We start from the raw sequence: 15,508 nt of genomic DNA, 5'->3' as shown, positions 1-15,508 counted from the left end.
CAGCATCCGCCTGGTGCGTTCGTTGCTCGAGTATCTGGCGTTATTCGGCGGGAGCCATGATTTTTATCAACTAAATTGGAGGCAATCACTGGCAGCGCAATCCCCTTTCAGCTCATGAAAGCATTGCTGACAAACCTCAACGGTTTCCCCGGTCTCAGGCGTAGAAAACACTGACAGGCATTCACACCGAGAACGTCATCAGGAGTGCCTTGAGCTTACGTAAATCCAGACTGGACAAGCTTGAATTAAAGCCCGCCATCGCTTGAGACTTGCCATGCTCGCAGACACGCTGATCAATACGACGGTGGTGACCATCTCCGTAGTGATCCATTACGAATGTCTGTTGCGTCTTTCCCACTCACATCAGACTCAGCTGTCGACCGCTAAGTACGGGCCATCGAAAAGCTGTCCAACTGACGATTCGCTAAACCGCCAGAACGCTGCATGGCACCTGATACAGAATATGTTCGGTTGTGCTGCCCAGAAGCTTGTCCACTCCATGGGACTGGACCCTGCCCATCACGATCACATCCACCTTGTGTTCATTAGCGAACTCACTCAATGCCTTGACCGGATGCCCCTCAATGAAATGTCGACGATCAGAGGGCACTCCGAACCGATCTGCCAACCTCAAAAAAGAATTCTCCAGGTCACTGCGAAGCACTTTGGTGAGGTCAGCGAGGGTCAGGCCGCCCATGTCCGCCAGAAAAGCGGCCGTAATATCGCACGCGTACAGCAAATGAAGGTCGGCATTACACTGCATCGCAAGGCTGCATGCCTGCTTAATGATACGGTCGTTCAGCTCATTGTCGGCTGACTCGATATCCGTTACCTCGACCGCCGCTACAACCTTTCGTGGCAATACGTAGCCACTTCCGCCTACCAGATAAACCGGTACCGGACAGTGGCGCAAAAGATGCCAGTCCAACGGGGTGAAGAAGGCCCGCTTGAGCGTGGATTCATGCTGAACCTCCTTGATCAATAAATCAGGCTGCATGTCCGTGACGTGGTCAAGGATGTCCTGCTTGATGTCCTCAGCCCAGGCTGCCTCAGTGGTCACCTCTATTCCTCTGCCGCGCAGATTTTCGGCCTGAGCCTTGAGCCAATCGCGATGGTCCTGCAGGTAGCGTTCCCGAGCGGGTTCCCGTTCGCCTTCTTCAAGTAGTGATAACCATTTGAACGAGGACGTTAGCGCCGCGATATGCAAACTCGCGCCACTGGCCTTCGCCAGCGCCGCAGCATGGTTCATGGCAGGGGAATGGCGCAGGGCCGGGTTGATGATCAGTAACAGGCGTTGATACTGGCTCATGATGGCCTCCAGTCAGGTGAGTATCCAATGCAAGCCATCTTCCGGCTGGGCGCCAATGACCCGCTGTCCGCAGCCTTCTGCACCAGCGGCTGCACGCTGATTCATAAGTCGATTCTGCAAGTCCGATGCGCTCATGACTTGATCTACATCAATAGCTATAACCGCTGCCCAGGATGAATGTTGAACCGCTCTTTTCCACTCATCGGCGATACCGATAAATGCATGAATGAAAGGCCCGCACTTCGACGCAAGACCTATGCTTAGTACACTTTTGGAAAGGTAGCCTCCACATGCCGGAAGCCCGCCCGCTTCAAGTTCAATACCTTAAAGCTGCATGCTCCAACTGCAGTGTATTGGAATTGTGCCTTCCGCTTGGCCTGACGGCCCTGGAGATCGAGCGTCTGGACACGCTGATCGTGCAAAGATTCAAGGTCAAAAAAGGCGCGGCACTCTACCGCGCAGGCGATCCGTTACGCTCGCTTTACGCCGTGCGAATCGGTTCGTTCAAGACCAGCGTGGTTTCGGTCGATGGTCGCGAACAAGTCACAGGGTTCCAGATACCCGGCGAAATGCTCGGCCTGGACGCCATCAGCACCGATTTGCATGCGTGCAATGCGGTTGCTCTGGAGGACAGCGAGGTCTGCCCCATCCATTTTTCCCACCTGGAAAAACTTGCCCGAGAACTGCCTTCACTGCAGCACAACCTGAACAAAATCCTCAGCCGGGAAATCGTTCGCGATCACGACATGCTGATGATGCTGGGCAACATGAACTCGGATGAACGCTTGGCCGCTTTTCTGATGAATATGTCGCAACGCTTGAATACGCGCGGATATTCGTCCAGCAACTTTGTGCTGAAAATGCGTCGGGAGGAAATCGGCTCTTACCTAGGCCTTCGCCTCGAAACTATCTGTCGGGGCATCGCACACTTGCGTGACCAGGGGTTGGTGGAAATAACCGGCCGCGACGTTAACATCATGGATCTGGACGGGCTCAAGCAACTGATCGTGGGTTGCCATCGCCACTTGAGGTGAAACCTGACGTCTGGAGCGTCTTCAGGCGTGCCATGGTCCTGAATCGCCCCGGCCAGCCGTGACAGCTATCGGGCCCTGCAAATGGTCAAGGACGCCCACCATCCGGCACCCGTCCAGACGACAGCGAGGGTCAGGCTTATGCCCGATCACCGGGTGCCGAATTGGCCGGGGCTTCGGATCAGCCTCCGCGACACCTGCTCGATGCCAATCAGGCGCTGGAACGGTTACGGACCGGGCAGTTCAACGGCGCAATCGTGCTCACTCCCTGACGCGCTGCCTGACGGCCAGAAGACTCCCCGGCACCGAGTACAGCGCCCGCTCAGTATTGCTGCCGATAAGCCGGTCGATTCCCTCCCGATGCACAGCACCCATTACCACCACGTCGGCCAAGTACTCCTCGACGAATCCACTGATCACAGGCACCGGCAGCCCCATAACGAAATGGCGTCGTTCTGGCGGCACGCCGTGGCGCTCCGCCAGAGTAATAAACGCTTCATGCAAGGATTGACGCAGCTCCTCAATATAGTCCACGCCCCAACCGCCCCCGGCCAGTGGCGCATCGCTGTTGAAGACGGGCGACAAGTCATAGGCGTACAGCAGGTGTAACGGCGCATCGCATTGAAGAGCCAGGGTATTGGCCGTCTGAATGATGGCGTCGTTCAAACCGCTGATTTGTGTCGACGAATCGAACGGGTCCACTGCAGCCACGATCCGGTGTGGCAAGCTGTAACGGACGTGGTTGACCAAGTGCATGGGGATTGGGCATTCACGCAACAAGTGACAATCGAGCGGAGTAATGAACACTCGCTTGAGCGCGGGTTCAAGGGTTACATCCTTGATCAGCAGATCAGGCTTCAGATCTTCGACCGTCCTCAAAATGTCCAGTAACGGATGGGTGGTGAAGACGGCTTTGACCGTGACCTCCAAATCCAAGTCGCTGAGCCGATCGAATTCTTCGGCCTCCCAGCGACGATAGCGACGCAAATAGCGCTGCTGCTCTGCGTCGTCGATTTTTTCCTCCCACAAATGCACCACTGGTGTTGGCTCAACAAAGGCCCGCACATCCAGAACTGCCCCTGTGGCCCCAGCCAGAGCGACGGCGCGCTGCATGGCGGGCGACTGCTGAAGGCTTTTATCGACGATCAGTAGCAACCGTTGATATTGACTCATCACACACCTCCGTTCGACCCCGGTCTTCACGTGCCGGCATGCTTCAACACTGCGCTCTGGTACCTCGTGCGAGTTGATTTACATCAAACACAGGTGAATTGACGCCCCCGGCACCAGTCTCTGATCCAGATCAAACTCCAGCGTAGACAGCGGCGTAGAAAGGCATCAAACGCGGTTGCTTTTTCTGACTCGTCCCCCTTCAAACCGTACTGGAGGAATACCCCATGCTCACCGTCAAAGACCACAATGATCGAGCCGCGGCCGCGTATGCCGCGGTCGACGGCCAATACTGGATCGAAGCGCTCAGGGACGGCCGCCACGTGCTGATACGGCCGCTGGCGAAAAAGGATCGCGACCGTGAATATGCCTTCATCAAGCGGCTGTCTCCGGAGTCCCGGCACATGCGCTTTCTCGCGCAGATCAACGAGCCCGGCGCTGCGATGCTCGATCAGTTGATGGACACCGACAACAAACAGCGCGTGGCCTACATCGCCCTGGTCCACGACAATGGTCAACTGATCGAGATCGGCATCAGTCGTTACGCGGCCACCGGCGAACATGAATGTGAATGCGCCGTCACGGTCGCCGATGAATGGACGCACCTGGGGCTGGGTACGTTGCTGATGGAGCATTTAATCAAGGCCGCCCGCAAGAACGGTTTTCGCCATATGTATTCGGTGGACGCCGCCAACAATGCGCCCATGCGCGACCTGGCCAAGGCATTGGGTTTCGCGACGAACAATGACCCCAACGACACCCGTCAGGTCATCCATCGTCTTTACCTGTAAAAAATCACCCCGCGATGTTCCGGCCAACGGTCCATCGCGGGGCGATCCAGTCCTCAGGATTACAGCATTCGTCCCGGCTTGATCGCCAGCACACTGCACGGCGCCCGATGCAAGAGTTGCTCGGCCGTGGTTCCGAGAAGTTTTCTCAAGCCTTTGTGCTGCACAGTGCCCATGACGATGACATCGGTATTGTGGTCCGAGACGAACTCACAAATACGCGGCACAGGTGACCCCTCGTAAAAGTGACGACGCTCCGGAGGCACGCCATGGCGTTCAGCGATGGCCGCAAACGCGTCATGCTGAGCCGTTCCCAACATTTCATATAGGCCGGTGGCCAGCGGTAAGGCGGCAAAGCCCATGTCCTGAGCGTATACAACCGTCCAGTCATACACATGCAGCAGTTCAAGACTGGCATCACAGACCGCAGCCAGTTTCGTTGCTGCGTCGATAATCTGGTCATTGAACACATGGTCCTGATCCTCATCGCGCAACACATCAATAATGGCCAGTACATTGCGCGGCCGGGGATTTAGAGGCGTGGTCACCAGATGCACCGGTACCGGACAATCACGCAGCAGCTGCCAATCCAGCGGCGTGAAAAACACACGTTTCAGCACCGACTCTTCCTGGGCGTCCTTGATGATCAGCGTCAGCGGCATCTCATTGATGAAGTTCAGGATCTCTTCGTAAGGATGCTGTACCCACACCACCTCGCTGGAGACCTCGACGCCGTGCTTGCTCATCAATCCGGCCTGATCGGCGAGCCATTGCCGATGGGTTTGCAGATAGCCGTCCCGGGCCAGACTGAATTGTTCCGGGGCGAAAAGCCCCGCCACCGCCAGAGCTTGTGAATAGTCGAACGCCACGATGTGCAACGGCAATTGCATCGCCAGCGCCAACGCAGCGGCCCGGTCGAATGCCGGTGTCCGAGTCATGGCTGAAGGAGCGATCAAGAGTAAACGTTGAGTCTGCGACATGGGACACCTCGGCACGCGGCCATTTCAATCCAGGAGTAGAACCACAGATTGATTGCTCCCCGTTCCGACCACTTGATTTTTATCAGTTACTCGCGCGATGTCCGTCAGGACACCCCCATGCCCGCCCACATTGCCAGTGTCAGCAACACCTGGCCGGGAATCACATAAGCGGCAAACCGTCGCCCGCCGCTGACCCACGCCACCACGCATTTGCTGACGGAGTTGCTGCTGATCGCAATCAGCACAGGGCCGACAACGGCATCGAACGGCAATTGGCCGGACTTGGCCAACGTAGCAATCGACGCCGTCGAGGCATGCGCATCGGCAAAACCGCTGAACGTGGCCGTCAGCATTACCCCCAACTGGCCGAAATGGCTGAGCATCATGGACGAAACAAAAGTGATGCCGGTCATGGTCAACGTGACGATCAGGGCCAGTTTGAGCTTGAACGCACCACCGACCTTGATTGACTCGTTAGCCCCGGAAGCGGTCTTGGGAAACATCAGGCACACGCCATACAATGCTGTGACGGCGGCTCCGGATACCAGCGGCCCCCACATGTGGTGGAGCAAACCGGGATCGACCGCCCCCAGGATCAGGCCGACCTGAGTGACAGTGGCCATATTGGACAGGATCGCGGCCGCACTCAGGAGCTTTGTGTTGTCGGGCTGTCGGGCGACGAGGTGGCCCATGGCGGCAATCGTTACGGTGCTGGAGGCAAACCCGGAGGCAATGGCGCTAATGGCGTAACCGTAACGGGTGCCCAAGGTACGAACAGCAATGTGTCCAATCGCCCCCACGGCCATAAGCAATACGGTCAGGGTGCAAATGGTACGAAAATTGATGGCCGCGTAGGGGCCGATAAAGCGGTCCGGCGCCAAGGGCAGCACGACCAGCGCAGCAGTCAGCAGGATCAGGCCGTCACCCAATTCCGCTTCGGTCAACTGGCTACGGGCAAAGTAATGCAGCTTCTTTCGATAGGTCAGCAGCCCCGCGATCACCACGCCGATGGCAATCGCCAGCTCGGGGTTCGTGCCACACAACGCCCCCAGTACCAACACCGTAAATAACGCCACCTCGCTGGTCACGCCGGGGTCGTCGCTCAGGCTTCGCCAATACGCCACGGTGACGAGTAACCCCAAGGCGATCGCCATGATGCCCACCAGCAGGCTGCCACCGACCTGCATCGTCACATAACCCAACAAGGCCGTAATCGCGTACGTCCGTAAACCGGCACAAGCGCGGGTTTCCCCCTGCCCCTTGTGCCGTTCGCGTTCAAGACCGATGAGCATGCCAATTCCCAGCGCCGCAGCTGCACCTGTCAGCCCAATGGTTTCGTTCATTGGGTTGTCATTCGCACGAAGCCCGCCCGGTGCTGGCCCAAAGCGTTACTCCACGAGGTCGGCGCGAACCTGTTCGCCTTTGGGACAGTCCGTTCGAGGGTCGGGCATCCGTCTGGTAAAAGCTGCCGGGCCAGGGGGAATCGGCCAGGCGTGCGGCGCTTCGATACGGGCCTTGAGTTGGCCAACGAAAGCCTGCGCTTCGCTCAGGCTATTGAAGTTCACTTCCAGGGCATCCATGCACACGACCCAGCAATGGCTTGCCGGTTTCTCCGTGATATCAATGATCATAGATACCTCCGTTCTACTTCGAGAATAAAGCCGGACAGCCTCACGGCGTAATCGCGATCTTCATCACACCGTCCTGTTGGTGGGCAAACAACTCATAAGCCGCCTCGATATCATCGAGCTTGAAACGGTGTGTCACGAGCGGTGACAGGTCCACACCACCGCTTTGCACCACCGCCATCAAGCGGCGCATGCGCTCCTTGCCGCCGGGGCACAGGGTGGTGACGATGCTGTAGTCCCCCAACCCTGCAGCAAAGGCATCGAGGGGGATGCGCAGATCGCTGGAGTAAACGCCGAGGCTGGACAGTCGACCGCCCGGACGTAGCACCCGCAGTGCGGACTCGAACGTCCCCTGGGTCCCCAGTGCCTCGATAGACACATCGACACCCCGACCATCGGTCAAGGCCATGATCTGCTCGACCACGTTACCGTCCTTGAAATTGACGACATGGGTCGCGCCCAACCGTCGCGCGACGCTCATCCGCTCGGCCACGGCATCGACGCCAATGATCGTCGTCGCGCCTTTGAGGCGTGCACCAGCCACCGCGCAGAGGCCTATTGGCCCAAGGGCAAATACGGCAACTGTATCGCCGATGGTCACTTCACCCCGCTCTGCCCCGGAAAATCCGGTGGACATAATGTCCGGGCACATCAACACCTGCTCGTCACTAAGCCCGTCGGGAATCGGGCACAAATTGGCAATGGCGTCCGGTACCAGCACGTACTCGGCCTGGCAGCCGTCAATAATGTTGCCGAACTTCCAACCCCCGATGGCGCGAAAACCATGGCGGGTGTCCGGGCCGTCCTGTGAACCGCAACCACAGAGACAGGCATAACTCTGTCCGCTGGGCGTAATGGCACCGGCAATCACCCGCTGGCCCTCAACAAAGCCACGCACCTGGGAACCCAAGCGTTCAATGATGCCCACCGGCTCGTGGCCCACGGTCAGGCCCTTGGCCACTGGATACTCACCACGCAGGATATGCACGTCGGTGCCACAAATGGTCGTGGTGGTGATACGGATCAATGCATCCTGCGGCCCGACTTCAGGGATGGGTTTGTCTTCCAGCACGATCCGGTTCTGCTCAACGAAAACAGCCGCTTTCATGGTTCCCATGGTGATCCCTCTTATGCCGAGCCAACGTTCAGTTCGAGTCCAAAGACTGCGCTGGGTTGACGGACGAAAGATTGATAATGGTCAACAATTTCGTGACTGGACAAGCCCCGGACAACCGCACGTCGGACCACATCGTCGGTCTCTCCTTCATTTGACAAAGATCAAACCCGATGCACCGTTCCACAGCAGGATAAGTGCAAGGCTTCACTGCCCAATGCCTCAGCCATTGGGGCAAGAAACAGCGCGATTACCTACCGGAGAGTTGTCATGTCTGATCAATCACGTTTCATGCTGATCGTCTCGCCGTTGATGGAAAATAGCCCCGCCTTCGACCGGGCCGCCGCACTGGCCAAGGCTGCAGACGCGGCACTGCACATCGTGGCGTTCGATTACCTCGAAGGGCTGGCGACGGCTGGAATGGTCAACGAACAAGCGCTGGAACAGATGCGGCTGGGCTATGTCGAGCGCCATCGTCAATGGCTTGAAGACCAGGCTAGACCGTTGCGCAAAATCGGGGTTCACGTCACTACTGAAGTGGTCTGGGTGGAGCGGCCGTTGCAGGAAATCCTCGTTCATCTCAAAGAACAGCCGATGGCCGTATTGATCAAGGCGCTAGAACACGAATCCCTGCTATCACGCCTGATGTTTACCCCGCTGGATATCCATCTGCTACGTGAATGCCCTGTACCGCTGCATTTTGTCAGCCATATGCACCATGCTTTGCCACGAAAAATCGTCGCCGCCGTCGACCCTTTCCACTGTGATGACCAATACAAAGGTTTCAACGACAGGATTTTGCGCGAGGCGTCAAAACTGGCCACTACCTGCAACGCCGAACTCGAAGTGATCTACGCCCATGACCTTTCATCCATCAGTGCAGATGAATTCGGTTTCAGCAATGGTTCGGCATTTTTTTCTTCGAGCAAAGCCAAGACCCTGTTCGACGCGCAAGCGGAAGCGTTCCGCGAGCTTTCGGAGCGTAACGGTATTGCGCCGGAGCACCAGCACATGATCATGGGCAATCCGGCCAAAGTGCTTTCCAGCTATGCCGAGGCTTATGACACCGATGTGATTGTCATGGGGCGCATAGGTCACCGCGCCATGGAGCGATTAGTCGGCAGCACCGTGGAACATCTGCTGTACAAGATTCCCTGCAGCGTCTGGGTGGTTTCGCCAGAAGTACTGGACTGACTCGTATCTCTCCAGGACGCCGTCAGGGTCAAGAGCGCACTGAATTCATGACCTGCTTCGTCCAGACAACATCCGGGCAAGGGTGTTATCACCGACCCAGTAGTGATGGAACAGGCCAGCGAGCGCATGCAGGCCGATCAGCCAATAGCCGCTGCTGCCAAGCCATTCGTGCCAGTACTTGAATCGCTTGGCCAGATCCGGATCCACCGACACCGGTGCCGACAGATAGAAGTCGAAATACGGCAAGGGCTTGCCCCCCGCAGCCAGCATCAACCAGGCCATCAGTGGCGTCACAATCATCAAGCCATACAGCGCCAGGTGCATCAGGTGTGACAGGCCGGTCTGCCAGGCCGGCGGCGTGGGAGTGATCGGCGGACGCGGCGTCAGACGCCCGAGCAGGCGAACCCAGACCAGAGCGAAAATGCTTATCCCGAACAGCCCATGCAACCCCAGGAGCAGAGCTCGTGCGTCGCTGCCGCGCGGCAGCAGTCCTTTGATCTCAATGCACGCATACACGCCGACGAACAGCGCCAACATCAGCCAGTGCAGGGTGATCGACAGCTTTGCATAACGATCTGTGACTATCTCGCGGGTCATAAACACGCCTCATCAAAATTTAGGACGACTGCCGTGCGACAGCCTCTGAGCGGTTGCTTTGAACCGGCGGCACGCAGCCTGTCGGTCAAAACTTAAGACAGTCTGAAGAACAGCGCTCAACGAACCTTTTTCCACCTTCAGACTTCATTAAGAAATGCCTCGGATACTCCCCTCAAACTTACAGAGGGAGGCGTTCCGCCCATGCCCGATTTCGACTGGAACATTGCATTGCCGCTGCACTTCGGCCAGGCAGAAACGCCACAGATCGTCCTGTCCCGCGCCTTACCGGGCGATGAACAGAGACCGGTATTCGAGAACTTTATCCAGCAACGCTTTCGCAAGGTTCACGGTGCAGACATTCGTCATTTCATGCCGCAGTTGTTCGGCATAAGCAGCAGCGACGGCGAACTGTGCGCGGTCGCCGGGGTACGCCTGGGCCGTGACGAGCCGTTGTTTCTGGAGCGTTATCTGGACAAACCGATCCAGACATTGATCAGCGCCGTGGTGGAGCGTCCGGTGGACCCTGCCGGCATCGTCGAGGTCGGCAATCTGGCCGCCACCGACACCGGCAATGCCCGGATGAGCATCATTGCCATCACCTACCTGCTGGCCATGGGCGGGCTGGAATGGGTGGCCTTCACCGGCAATATGGGCCTGGTCAACAGCTTTCACCGACTGGGCCTGAAACCGGTGACCCTCTGCGCCGCCGACCCGCAGCGACTGGGCGACGACCGGCACAGTTGGGGCAGCTACTACGAAAGCAAACCCTGGGTTCACGTCGGCAACATCCGCGCCGGCTTCATTCATTTACGTAACATCGGTCTGTTCAGCCGGCTGGGCTTGCCATCGTCCCTTGACGGAGCCTGCCATGTCGCCTGAATGCCAACGATTCGAGCAGGCCTTGCGCAGCCATGCCGAGCGCAAGAGCAACGTCATTGCCCTGTGGGGCGACACCCTGAAAATCGATTACGCCACGCTGTACGCTGAAGTGAAGTACCGCCAGCAACGTCTGCGCGATGAACAGGCAAGCGTCATCGCCCTGGCTCTGGACAACGGCGTCGAGGCCATACTCTGGGACTTGGCCGCGCTGTTCGAAGGCCTTGCTTGCGTGACCTTGCCCCCCTTCTTCAGCCCCGCACAGCGTGCCCACTGCCTGGAACAGAGCCAGGCAGAGCGAGTGATTGCCGAACCGGAATTCGAAGCCGAACTGCTCGTTGCCGGGTATGAGAAAAGCGCCGAGTTCTGGCGACGCTCGTTCGCCGGCCCGAGCCGCATGCACCCCGGCACGGCCAAACTGACCTTCACCTCCGGCACCACCGGGACTCCCAAAGGCGTGTGCCTGAGCGCCGACAGCTTGTTGCGGGTAGCGCGGGAACTGGATCAGGCCAGCAAACCCACTGAACCACAGCATCACCTGGCGCTGTTGCCGCTGGCGATCCTGCTGGAAAACCTGGGCTGCTACGCCGCGCTTTACGCCGGTGCCACCCTGAGCCTGCCGAGCCAGAAAACCCTGGGCATCCGGGGCGCCAGCGGCGTCGATGTACCGCGCCTGCTCGGTTGCCTGGCCAGTCGTTCGCCCGAGAGTCTGATTCTGGTGCCGCAACTGCTGCTGATGCTGGTCAGCGCAACCGAACAGAACGCGTTCAATCCGCAAACACTGCGCTTTGCCGCCGTCGGTGGCGCGCGGGTCTCTAAGGACTTATTGCAACGCGCCCGACATGTCGGCCTGCCGGTCTATGAAGGTTACGGCCTGTCCGAATGCGCTTCGGTCGTCTGCCTCAATCGCCCCGCAGCGTACCGTGCAGGTAGCGTCGGCCGGCCCCTGCCCCACGTCGAAGTGAAACTGGCCGAAGACGGTGAGGTACTGATCAAGGGCTCGCTCTTGCTCGGTTACCTGGGTGAGCCGGCCTACACCGACGAGTGGTGGCACAGCGGCGATCTGGGGGAGTTCGACGCGCAGGGTTTCCTCTTCCTCAACGGTCGCAAAAAGCATCAATTCATCACCAGCTACGGGCGCAACGTCAACCCGGAATGGGTCGAAGCGGAACTCACCCAACGCCAACACATCGCCCAGGCTTTTGTGTATGGCGAGGCCCTGCCGCGAAATCACGCACTGCTGTGGCCCAATCGCCCGGACTGCACGGACGAACAACTGGCTGCTGCCGTCGCCGAAGCCAACGACGCGTTACCCGATTATGCCCAGGTGCATCACTGGACACGCCTGAATGAACCCTTCACTGCCGCCAATGGCTTGCTGACCGCCAATGGCCGCCCGCGCCGGGACGCCATCGTCGCGTTATACCGCGCACAACTGACCGAATTCCCCCATTCCGAGGAGCCCGCATCATGACGTTTTTCGACACCCTGCAAGAAGCCACTCAACAAGAGCGCCACGAACTGTTCAACCTGCCGATCATCCTCGATGCGCTGCAAGGCCAGGTCAGTCTTGAAAGCTATCGGGCGTTTCTCGCTCAGGCGTACTACCACGTGCGCCACACCGTGCCGCTGATGATGGCGTGCGGCGCGCGCCTGCCCACACGCCTGGAATGGCTACGCAAGGCGGTGTGTGAATACATCGAGGATGAATACGGCCACGAACAGTGGGTGCTCGACGACATAGCCGCCTGTGGCGGTGATCGCGAAGCGGTGCGCAACGGCCAGCCCTCGCTGCCGATTGAACTGATGGTCGGTTTTCTCTATGACCTGATTGCCCGGGGCAACCCGGTGGGGCTGTTCGGCATGGTCAACGTACTGGAAGGCACCAGCATCGCCCTGGCGACTCACGCGGCGGGCAGCATCCGTGAGCACTTGGCCTTGCCGGAAAGCGCCTTCAGTTATTTGAGCTCCCACGGTTCGCTGGACATCGAGCACATGCAGACCTATCGCCGGCTCATGAATCAACTCGACGACAGCGCCGACCAGGCCGCCGTGATCCATGCCTCGAAAGTGGTGTACCGGCTTTACGCCGACATGTTCCGCGGTTTGCCGGGCCGCCTGGAAGTCCAACATGCAGCTGCATGAGGCCCGTGTGGTCCTGACCGGCGCGAGTGGCGGTATCGGCATGGAGATCGCCAGCGCACTGTGCGCCGCCGGTGCCCGGGTCCTGGCCGTGGCTCGTCACCAGGAGTCACTGCTGCCGCTGCTCGCGCGCTATCCACAGAACATGCACTGGGTGGCCGCCGACCTGACGTTGCCCTTTGACCGGCACAAGGTACTGGCCGCCGTTGAGGCCATCGGCGGCATCAACCTGTTGATCAATGCCGCCGGCGTCAATCATTTCGCCATGCTGGAACAGCTCGATGACAGCGACATCAACGCCATGTTGGCGGTCAACGTCAGTGCACCGATTTGCATGACCAAGCTGCTGTTGCCGCAGCTCAAGCAAGCCGACAGTGCCATGGTGGTGAATGTCGGCTCGACCTACGGTTCGATCGGCTACCCCGGTTATGCCAGTTACTGCGCCACCAAGTTTGCCCTGCGCGGTTTTTCCGAAGCCCTGCGCCGGGAATTGGCGGATACCCGGGTCAGTGTTCTGTACGTGGCACCCCGCGCCACCCGCACATCGATGAACAGCGCGGCGGCCCAAGCCCTGAACGATGCCCTCAAGGCCAATGTCGACGACCCGAAAACCGTGGCCTCGGCCGTCCTCCACGCAATCGCCGGCGACCACCGCGACCTTTACCTGGGCTGGCCGGAACGTTTTTTCGTGCGACTCAACAGCCTGTTGCCCAACCTGGTGGATCGAGGCCTGCGCAAGCAATTGCCACTGATCCGCCGTCTGAGCCACAAACCCGAGAACGAGCAAAAACCATGAAAAAAATCTTTGCCTGCCTTTTGATAGGCGCCTTCAGTCAGATCGCCTGGGCCCTCGACAGCGCCGACCAGCAACGCCTCTCTGCCCTCCAGCAGAGTTGGGCGCACATTCAATACGAAATGCCGGAAAAACAACGCGAGCAAGCCTTCGAACAACTGGCCGCGCAAGCCTCCGCCTTCAGCCAGGAACGCCCGGCCGTGGCCGAAGCGTGGATCTGGAAAGGCATTGTCACCAGCAGTTGGGCCGGCGCCCAAGGCGGACTCGGGGCATTGGGCAAAGCCAAAGACGCCAAGGCTGACCTGGAAAAATCCCTGACTCTGGACCCCAAAGCCCTGCAAGGCTCGGCTTACACCAGCCTCGGCGCACTGTATGACCGCGTACCGGGCTGGCCCATCGGTTTTGGTGATTCAGACAAGGCCGAACAACTGCTCAAGCTTGCCTTGCAGATGAACCCCAATGGCATCGACAGCCTGTACTTTTGGGGCGATCACCTTTACCGTCAAAAGCGCTACTCTGAGGCCAAGGCAGCGTTGCAAAAGGCGCTGCTGGCCGCCCCTCGCCCCAACCGCGAAACGGCCGACGTCGGGCGCCGCAAAGAGATCGAGACGTTGCTGGTGGACGTAAACAGAAAACTCGACTGACAGGAGTTCGCGTGCGTTTATTACTGATCGAGGATGACGTCGCCCTCGGCGAAGGCATTCACCAGGCCCTCGGGCGCGAAGGCTACACCGTCGACTGGATCAAGGACGGCAGCAGCGCCCTGCATGCCTTGCTCAGTGAAACCTTCGACCTGGCCGTGCTTGATCTCGGCCTGCCGCGCATGGACGGTCTCGAAGTGCTGCGGCGCCTGCGCGACAGCGGTTCCAACTTGCCGGTGCTGATACTCACCGCCCGCGATGCCACCGAAGACCGCATCGCCGGGCTGGATGCCGGCGCCGATGACTATCTGATCAAACCGTTCGACCTGGCCGAACTCAAAGCCCGGTTGCGCGCCCTGCTGCGGCGCAGCGCCGGACGCGCGCAAATGCTGATCGAGCACGCCGGCATCAGCCTCAACCCCGGCACGCAGCAGGTCAGCTATCTTGGCCAGCCCGTGGGGCTGACACCCAAGGAGTACCAGTTGTTGCACGAATTGCTCTCGCCACCGGGTCGCGTCATGACCCGCGATCATTTGATGCAACTGCTGTACGGCTGGAATGAAGAAGCGGAAAGCAACACCCTGGAAGTGCACATCCATCACCTGCGCAAGAAATTCTCCACCGACCTGATCCGCACCGTTCGTGGTGTGGGCTATCTGGTGGAGGAACGTCGATGACGTCGATCCGTCGCCGTACGCTGACGCTGATCATCGGCTTGATGCTCGCCGGGCTGGCGGTGATCAGCCTGTTTAACGTACACGACAGCAACCACGAAATCGCCGAGGTCTACGATGCGCAACTGGCGCAGAATGCCCGCCTGTTGCAAGGCGTGATGCGCATGCCTTTGGCGAGTCAGGAACATGCGGATCTGTACCAGGCGTTCAATGCGGCGCTGGGCGAGGCAGTGCCTCGCGGCGATGGTCATCCGTACGAAAGGAAAATCGCCTTTCAGGTGTGGAATCCCAAAGGTGAAGTGCTGGTGCACACCGCCAGTGCGCCCTCGTTCGGCACGCCACCGAACACACCCGGTTTCAGTGACGTGGTGGATTTGAACAATCGTCACTGGCGCGCCTTTGTCCTTGAAGACAAACAAAATGGCCTGCGCATCTGGGTCGGTGAACGCGACGATGTGCGGGCGGATCTGGTCGATCGCATCGTCCGCCACACCCTGTGGCCGAACATACTGGGCAGCCTGATCCTCGCGGCGATGGTTTGGCTGGCCATCGGCTGGGGGGTCAAGCCGTT

18 protein-coding genes and 1 pseudogene are annotated in these 15,508 nt (G+C 59.1%); 12 read left to right on the top strand and 7 right to left on the bottom strand.

Annotated features, from left to right (window positions below; genetic code table 11):
* Nucleotides 1–274: 274 nt before the first annotated feature.
* Nucleotides 275–355, top strand: a pseudogene (locus PMI32_RS30950) (two pore domain potassium channel family protein); the annotation flags it as partial.
* A gap of 69 nt (nucleotides 356–424) precedes the next feature.
* Here PMI32_RS30950 and PMI32_RS17890 read toward each other — a convergent pair.
* Nucleotides 425–1,309 carry a universal stress protein gene (locus PMI32_RS17890; protein WP_008028091.1) on the bottom strand — a complete coding sequence of 295 codons (885 nt, stop codon included), beginning with the start codon at nucleotides 1,307–1,309 and terminating at the stop codon, nucleotides 425–427.
* Nucleotides 1,310–1,336: 27 nt separating this feature from the next.
* Here PMI32_RS17890 and PMI32_RS30270 point away from each other — a divergent pair, with 27 nt between their 5' ends.
* Entirely contained in the window at nucleotides 1,337–1,486 is a 150-nt protein-coding gene (locus PMI32_RS30270; RefSeq protein ID WP_008028089.1) for a hypothetical protein, read from the top strand.
* 113 nt (nucleotides 1,487–1,599) lie between these two features.
* Nucleotides 1,600–2,343 (top strand): fumarate/nitrate reduction transcriptional regulator Fnr, encoded by a 744-nt coding sequence (gene fnr, locus PMI32_RS17895; protein WP_008028087.1) that lies wholly within the window; start codon nucleotides 1,600–1,602, stop codon nucleotides 2,341–2,343.
* Between the two features lie 258 nt (nucleotides 2,344–2,601).
* On the opposite strand, the gene PMI32_RS17900 is transcribed toward fnr, so the two are convergent.
* On the bottom strand, nucleotides 2,602–3,513 hold the full coding sequence (locus tag PMI32_RS17900; protein ID WP_008028084.1) for a universal stress protein: 912 nt from the start codon (nucleotides 3,511–3,513) through the stop codon (nucleotides 2,602–2,604).
* A gap of 224 nt (nucleotides 3,514–3,737) precedes the next feature.
* Here PMI32_RS17900 and PMI32_RS17905 point away from each other — a divergent pair, with 224 nt between their 5' ends.
* Nucleotides 3,738–4,301, top strand: a complete 564-nt coding sequence (locus PMI32_RS17905; RefSeq protein ID WP_008028083.1) for a GNAT family N-acetyltransferase — start codon at nucleotides 3,738–3,740, stop codon at nucleotides 4,299–4,301.
* Between the two features lie 59 nt (nucleotides 4,302–4,360).
* Here the strand turns inward: PMI32_RS17905 and PMI32_RS17910 are convergent, their stop codons facing one another.
* From PMI32_RS17910 to PMI32_RS17925, 4 genes are all read right to left on the bottom strand, one after another.
* Complete coding sequence (locus tag PMI32_RS17910; protein ID WP_008028080.1) at nucleotides 4,361–5,278, bottom strand: universal stress protein; 918 nt, start codon at nucleotides 5,276–5,278, stop codon at nucleotides 4,361–4,363.
* A 104-nt stretch (nucleotides 5,279–5,382) separates the two neighbouring features.
* Nucleotides 5,383–6,621 carry an MgtC/SapB family protein gene (locus PMI32_RS17915; RefSeq protein WP_032828701.1) on the bottom strand — a complete coding sequence of 413 codons (1,239 nt, stop codon included), beginning with the start codon at nucleotides 6,619–6,621 and terminating at the stop codon, nucleotides 5,383–5,385.
* A gap of 45 nt (nucleotides 6,622–6,666) precedes the next feature.
* Entirely contained in the window at nucleotides 6,667–6,909 is a 243-nt protein-coding gene (locus PMI32_RS17920; RefSeq protein ID WP_008028076.1) for a hypothetical protein, read from the bottom strand.
* Nucleotides 6,910–6,949: 40 nt separating this feature from the next.
* Nucleotides 6,950–8,023 carry an NAD(P)-dependent alcohol dehydrogenase gene (locus PMI32_RS17925; protein WP_008028074.1) on the bottom strand — a complete coding sequence of 358 codons (1,074 nt, stop codon included), beginning with the start codon at nucleotides 8,021–8,023 and terminating at the stop codon, nucleotides 6,950–6,952.
* Nucleotides 8,024–8,290: 267 nt separating this feature from the next.
* Between PMI32_RS17925 and PMI32_RS17930 the strand changes: the two genes are divergently transcribed.
* Nucleotides 8,291–9,214, top strand: a complete 924-nt coding sequence (locus tag PMI32_RS17930) for a universal stress protein (protein ID WP_008028072.1) — start codon at nucleotides 8,291–8,293, stop codon at nucleotides 9,212–9,214.
* A gap of 45 nt (nucleotides 9,215–9,259) precedes the next feature.
* Here the strand turns inward: PMI32_RS17930 and PMI32_RS17935 are convergent, their stop codons facing one another.
* The gene (locus PMI32_RS17935) at nucleotides 9,260–9,811 is read right to left on the bottom strand and encodes a cytochrome b (protein WP_008028067.1); all 552 of its coding nucleotides are present in this window, start codon (nucleotides 9,809–9,811) and stop codon (nucleotides 9,260–9,262) included.
* A gap of 201 nt (nucleotides 9,812–10,012) precedes the next feature.
* Here PMI32_RS17935 and PMI32_RS17940 point away from each other — a divergent pair, with 201 nt between their 5' ends.
* The 7 genes from PMI32_RS17940 to PMI32_RS17970 all read left to right on the top strand — a co-directional run.
* Nucleotides 10,013–10,690 carry a thermostable hemolysin gene (locus tag PMI32_RS17940; protein WP_008028066.1) on the top strand — a complete coding sequence of 226 codons (678 nt, stop codon included), beginning with the start codon at nucleotides 10,013–10,015 and terminating at the stop codon, nucleotides 10,688–10,690.
* Entirely contained in the window at nucleotides 10,680–12,161 is a 1,482-nt protein-coding gene (locus PMI32_RS17945) for an AMP-binding protein (protein ID WP_008028064.1), read from the top strand. The genes PMI32_RS17940 and PMI32_RS17945 overlap by 11 nt, the downstream gene beginning before the upstream one ends.
* A complete protein-coding gene (locus tag PMI32_RS17950; protein WP_008028063.1) occupies nucleotides 12,158–12,832 on the top strand; it encodes an iron-containing redox enzyme family protein in 675 nt (224 codons plus the stop codon). The genes PMI32_RS17945 and PMI32_RS17950 overlap by 4 nt, the downstream gene beginning before the upstream one ends.
* Nucleotides 12,819–13,625 carry an SDR family oxidoreductase gene (locus tag PMI32_RS17955; protein ID WP_008028061.1) on the top strand — a complete coding sequence of 269 codons (807 nt, stop codon included), beginning with the start codon at nucleotides 12,819–12,821 and terminating at the stop codon, nucleotides 13,623–13,625. Before PMI32_RS17950 ends, PMI32_RS17955 begins: the two co-directional genes overlap by 14 nt.
* The gene (locus tag PMI32_RS17960; protein WP_008028053.1) at nucleotides 13,622–14,266 is read left to right on the top strand and encodes a tetratricopeptide repeat protein; all 645 of its coding nucleotides are present in this window, start codon (nucleotides 13,622–13,624) and stop codon (nucleotides 14,264–14,266) included. The genes PMI32_RS17955 and PMI32_RS17960 overlap by 4 nt, the downstream gene beginning before the upstream one ends.
* Nucleotides 14,267–14,277: 11 nt before the next feature.
* Nucleotides 14,278–14,940: a response regulator gene (locus PMI32_RS17965; protein WP_008028051.1), complete on the top strand. Its 663-nt coding sequence runs from the start codon at nucleotides 14,278–14,280 to the stop codon at nucleotides 14,938–14,940.
* Nucleotides 14,937–15,508 (top strand): sensor histidine kinase N-terminal domain-containing protein (locus PMI32_RS17970; RefSeq protein ID WP_008028048.1); only part of this gene is annotated, 572 nt, incomplete at its 3' end. The genes PMI32_RS17965 and PMI32_RS17970, both read left to right, overlap by 4 nt.

Source organism: Pseudomonas sp. GM60, assembly GCF_000282415.1.
GTDB lineage: Bacteria > Pseudomonadota > Gammaproteobacteria > Pseudomonadales > Pseudomonadaceae > Aquipseudomonas > Aquipseudomonas migulae.
This window is presented reverse-complemented; position numbering and strand designations above follow the sequence as displayed.

Excerpts from the sequence above, each read along its gene's own strand:
- PMI32_RS17945 (WP_008028064.1), top strand. The coding sequence starts at position 10,680 with ATGTCGCCTGAATGCCAACGATTCGAGCAGGCCTTGCGCAGCCATGCC.
- PMI32_RS17930 (WP_008028072.1), top strand. The coding sequence starts at position 8,291 with ATGTCTGATCAATCACGTTTCATGCTGATCGTCTCGCCGTTGATGGAA.
- PMI32_RS17925 (WP_008028074.1), bottom strand. The coding sequence starts at position 8,023 with ATGGGAACCATGAAAGCGGCTGTTTTCGTTGAGCAGAACCGGATCGTG.
- PMI32_RS17955 (WP_008028061.1), top strand. The coding sequence starts at position 12,819 with ATGCAGCTGCATGAGGCCCGTGTGGTCCTGACCGGCGCGAGTGGCGGT.
- PMI32_RS17935 (WP_008028067.1), bottom strand. The coding sequence starts at position 9,811 with ATGACCCGCGAGATAGTCACAGATCGTTATGCAAAGCTGTCGATCACC.
- PMI32_RS17915 (WP_032828701.1), bottom strand. The coding sequence starts at position 6,621 with ATGAACGAAACCATTGGGCTGACAGGTGCAGCTGCGGCGCTGGGAATT.
- PMI32_RS17905 (WP_008028083.1), top strand. The coding sequence starts at position 3,738 with ATGCTCACCGTCAAAGACCACAATGATCGAGCCGCGGCCGCGTATGCC.
- PMI32_RS17890 (WP_008028091.1), bottom strand. The coding sequence starts at position 1,309 with ATGAGCCAGTATCAACGCCTGTTACTGATCATCAACCCGGCCCTGCGC.
- PMI32_RS17920 (WP_008028076.1), bottom strand. The coding sequence starts at position 6,909 with ATGATCATTGATATCACGGAGAAACCGGCAAGCCATTGCTGGGTCGTG.
- fnr (WP_008028087.1), top strand. The coding sequence starts at position 1,600 with ATGCCGGAAGCCCGCCCGCTTCAAGTTCAATACCTTAAAGCTGCATGC.
- PMI32_RS17950 (WP_008028063.1), top strand. The coding sequence starts at position 12,158 with ATGACGTTTTTCGACACCCTGCAAGAAGCCACTCAACAAGAGCGCCAC.
- PMI32_RS17900 (WP_008028084.1), bottom strand. The coding sequence starts at position 3,513 with ATGAGTCAATATCAACGGTTGCTACTGATCGTCGATAAAAGCCTTCAG.
- PMI32_RS17960 (WP_008028053.1), top strand. The coding sequence starts at position 13,622 with ATGAAAAAAATCTTTGCCTGCCTTTTGATAGGCGCCTTCAGTCAGATC.
- PMI32_RS17910 (WP_008028080.1), bottom strand. The coding sequence starts at position 5,278 with ATGTCGCAGACTCAACGTTTACTCTTGATCGCTCCTTCAGCCATGACT.
- PMI32_RS17940 (WP_008028066.1), top strand. The coding sequence starts at position 10,013 with ATGCCCGATTTCGACTGGAACATTGCATTGCCGCTGCACTTCGGCCAG.
- PMI32_RS30270 (WP_008028089.1), top strand. The coding sequence starts at position 1,337 with ATGCAAGCCATCTTCCGGCTGGGCGCCAATGACCCGCTGTCCGCAGCC.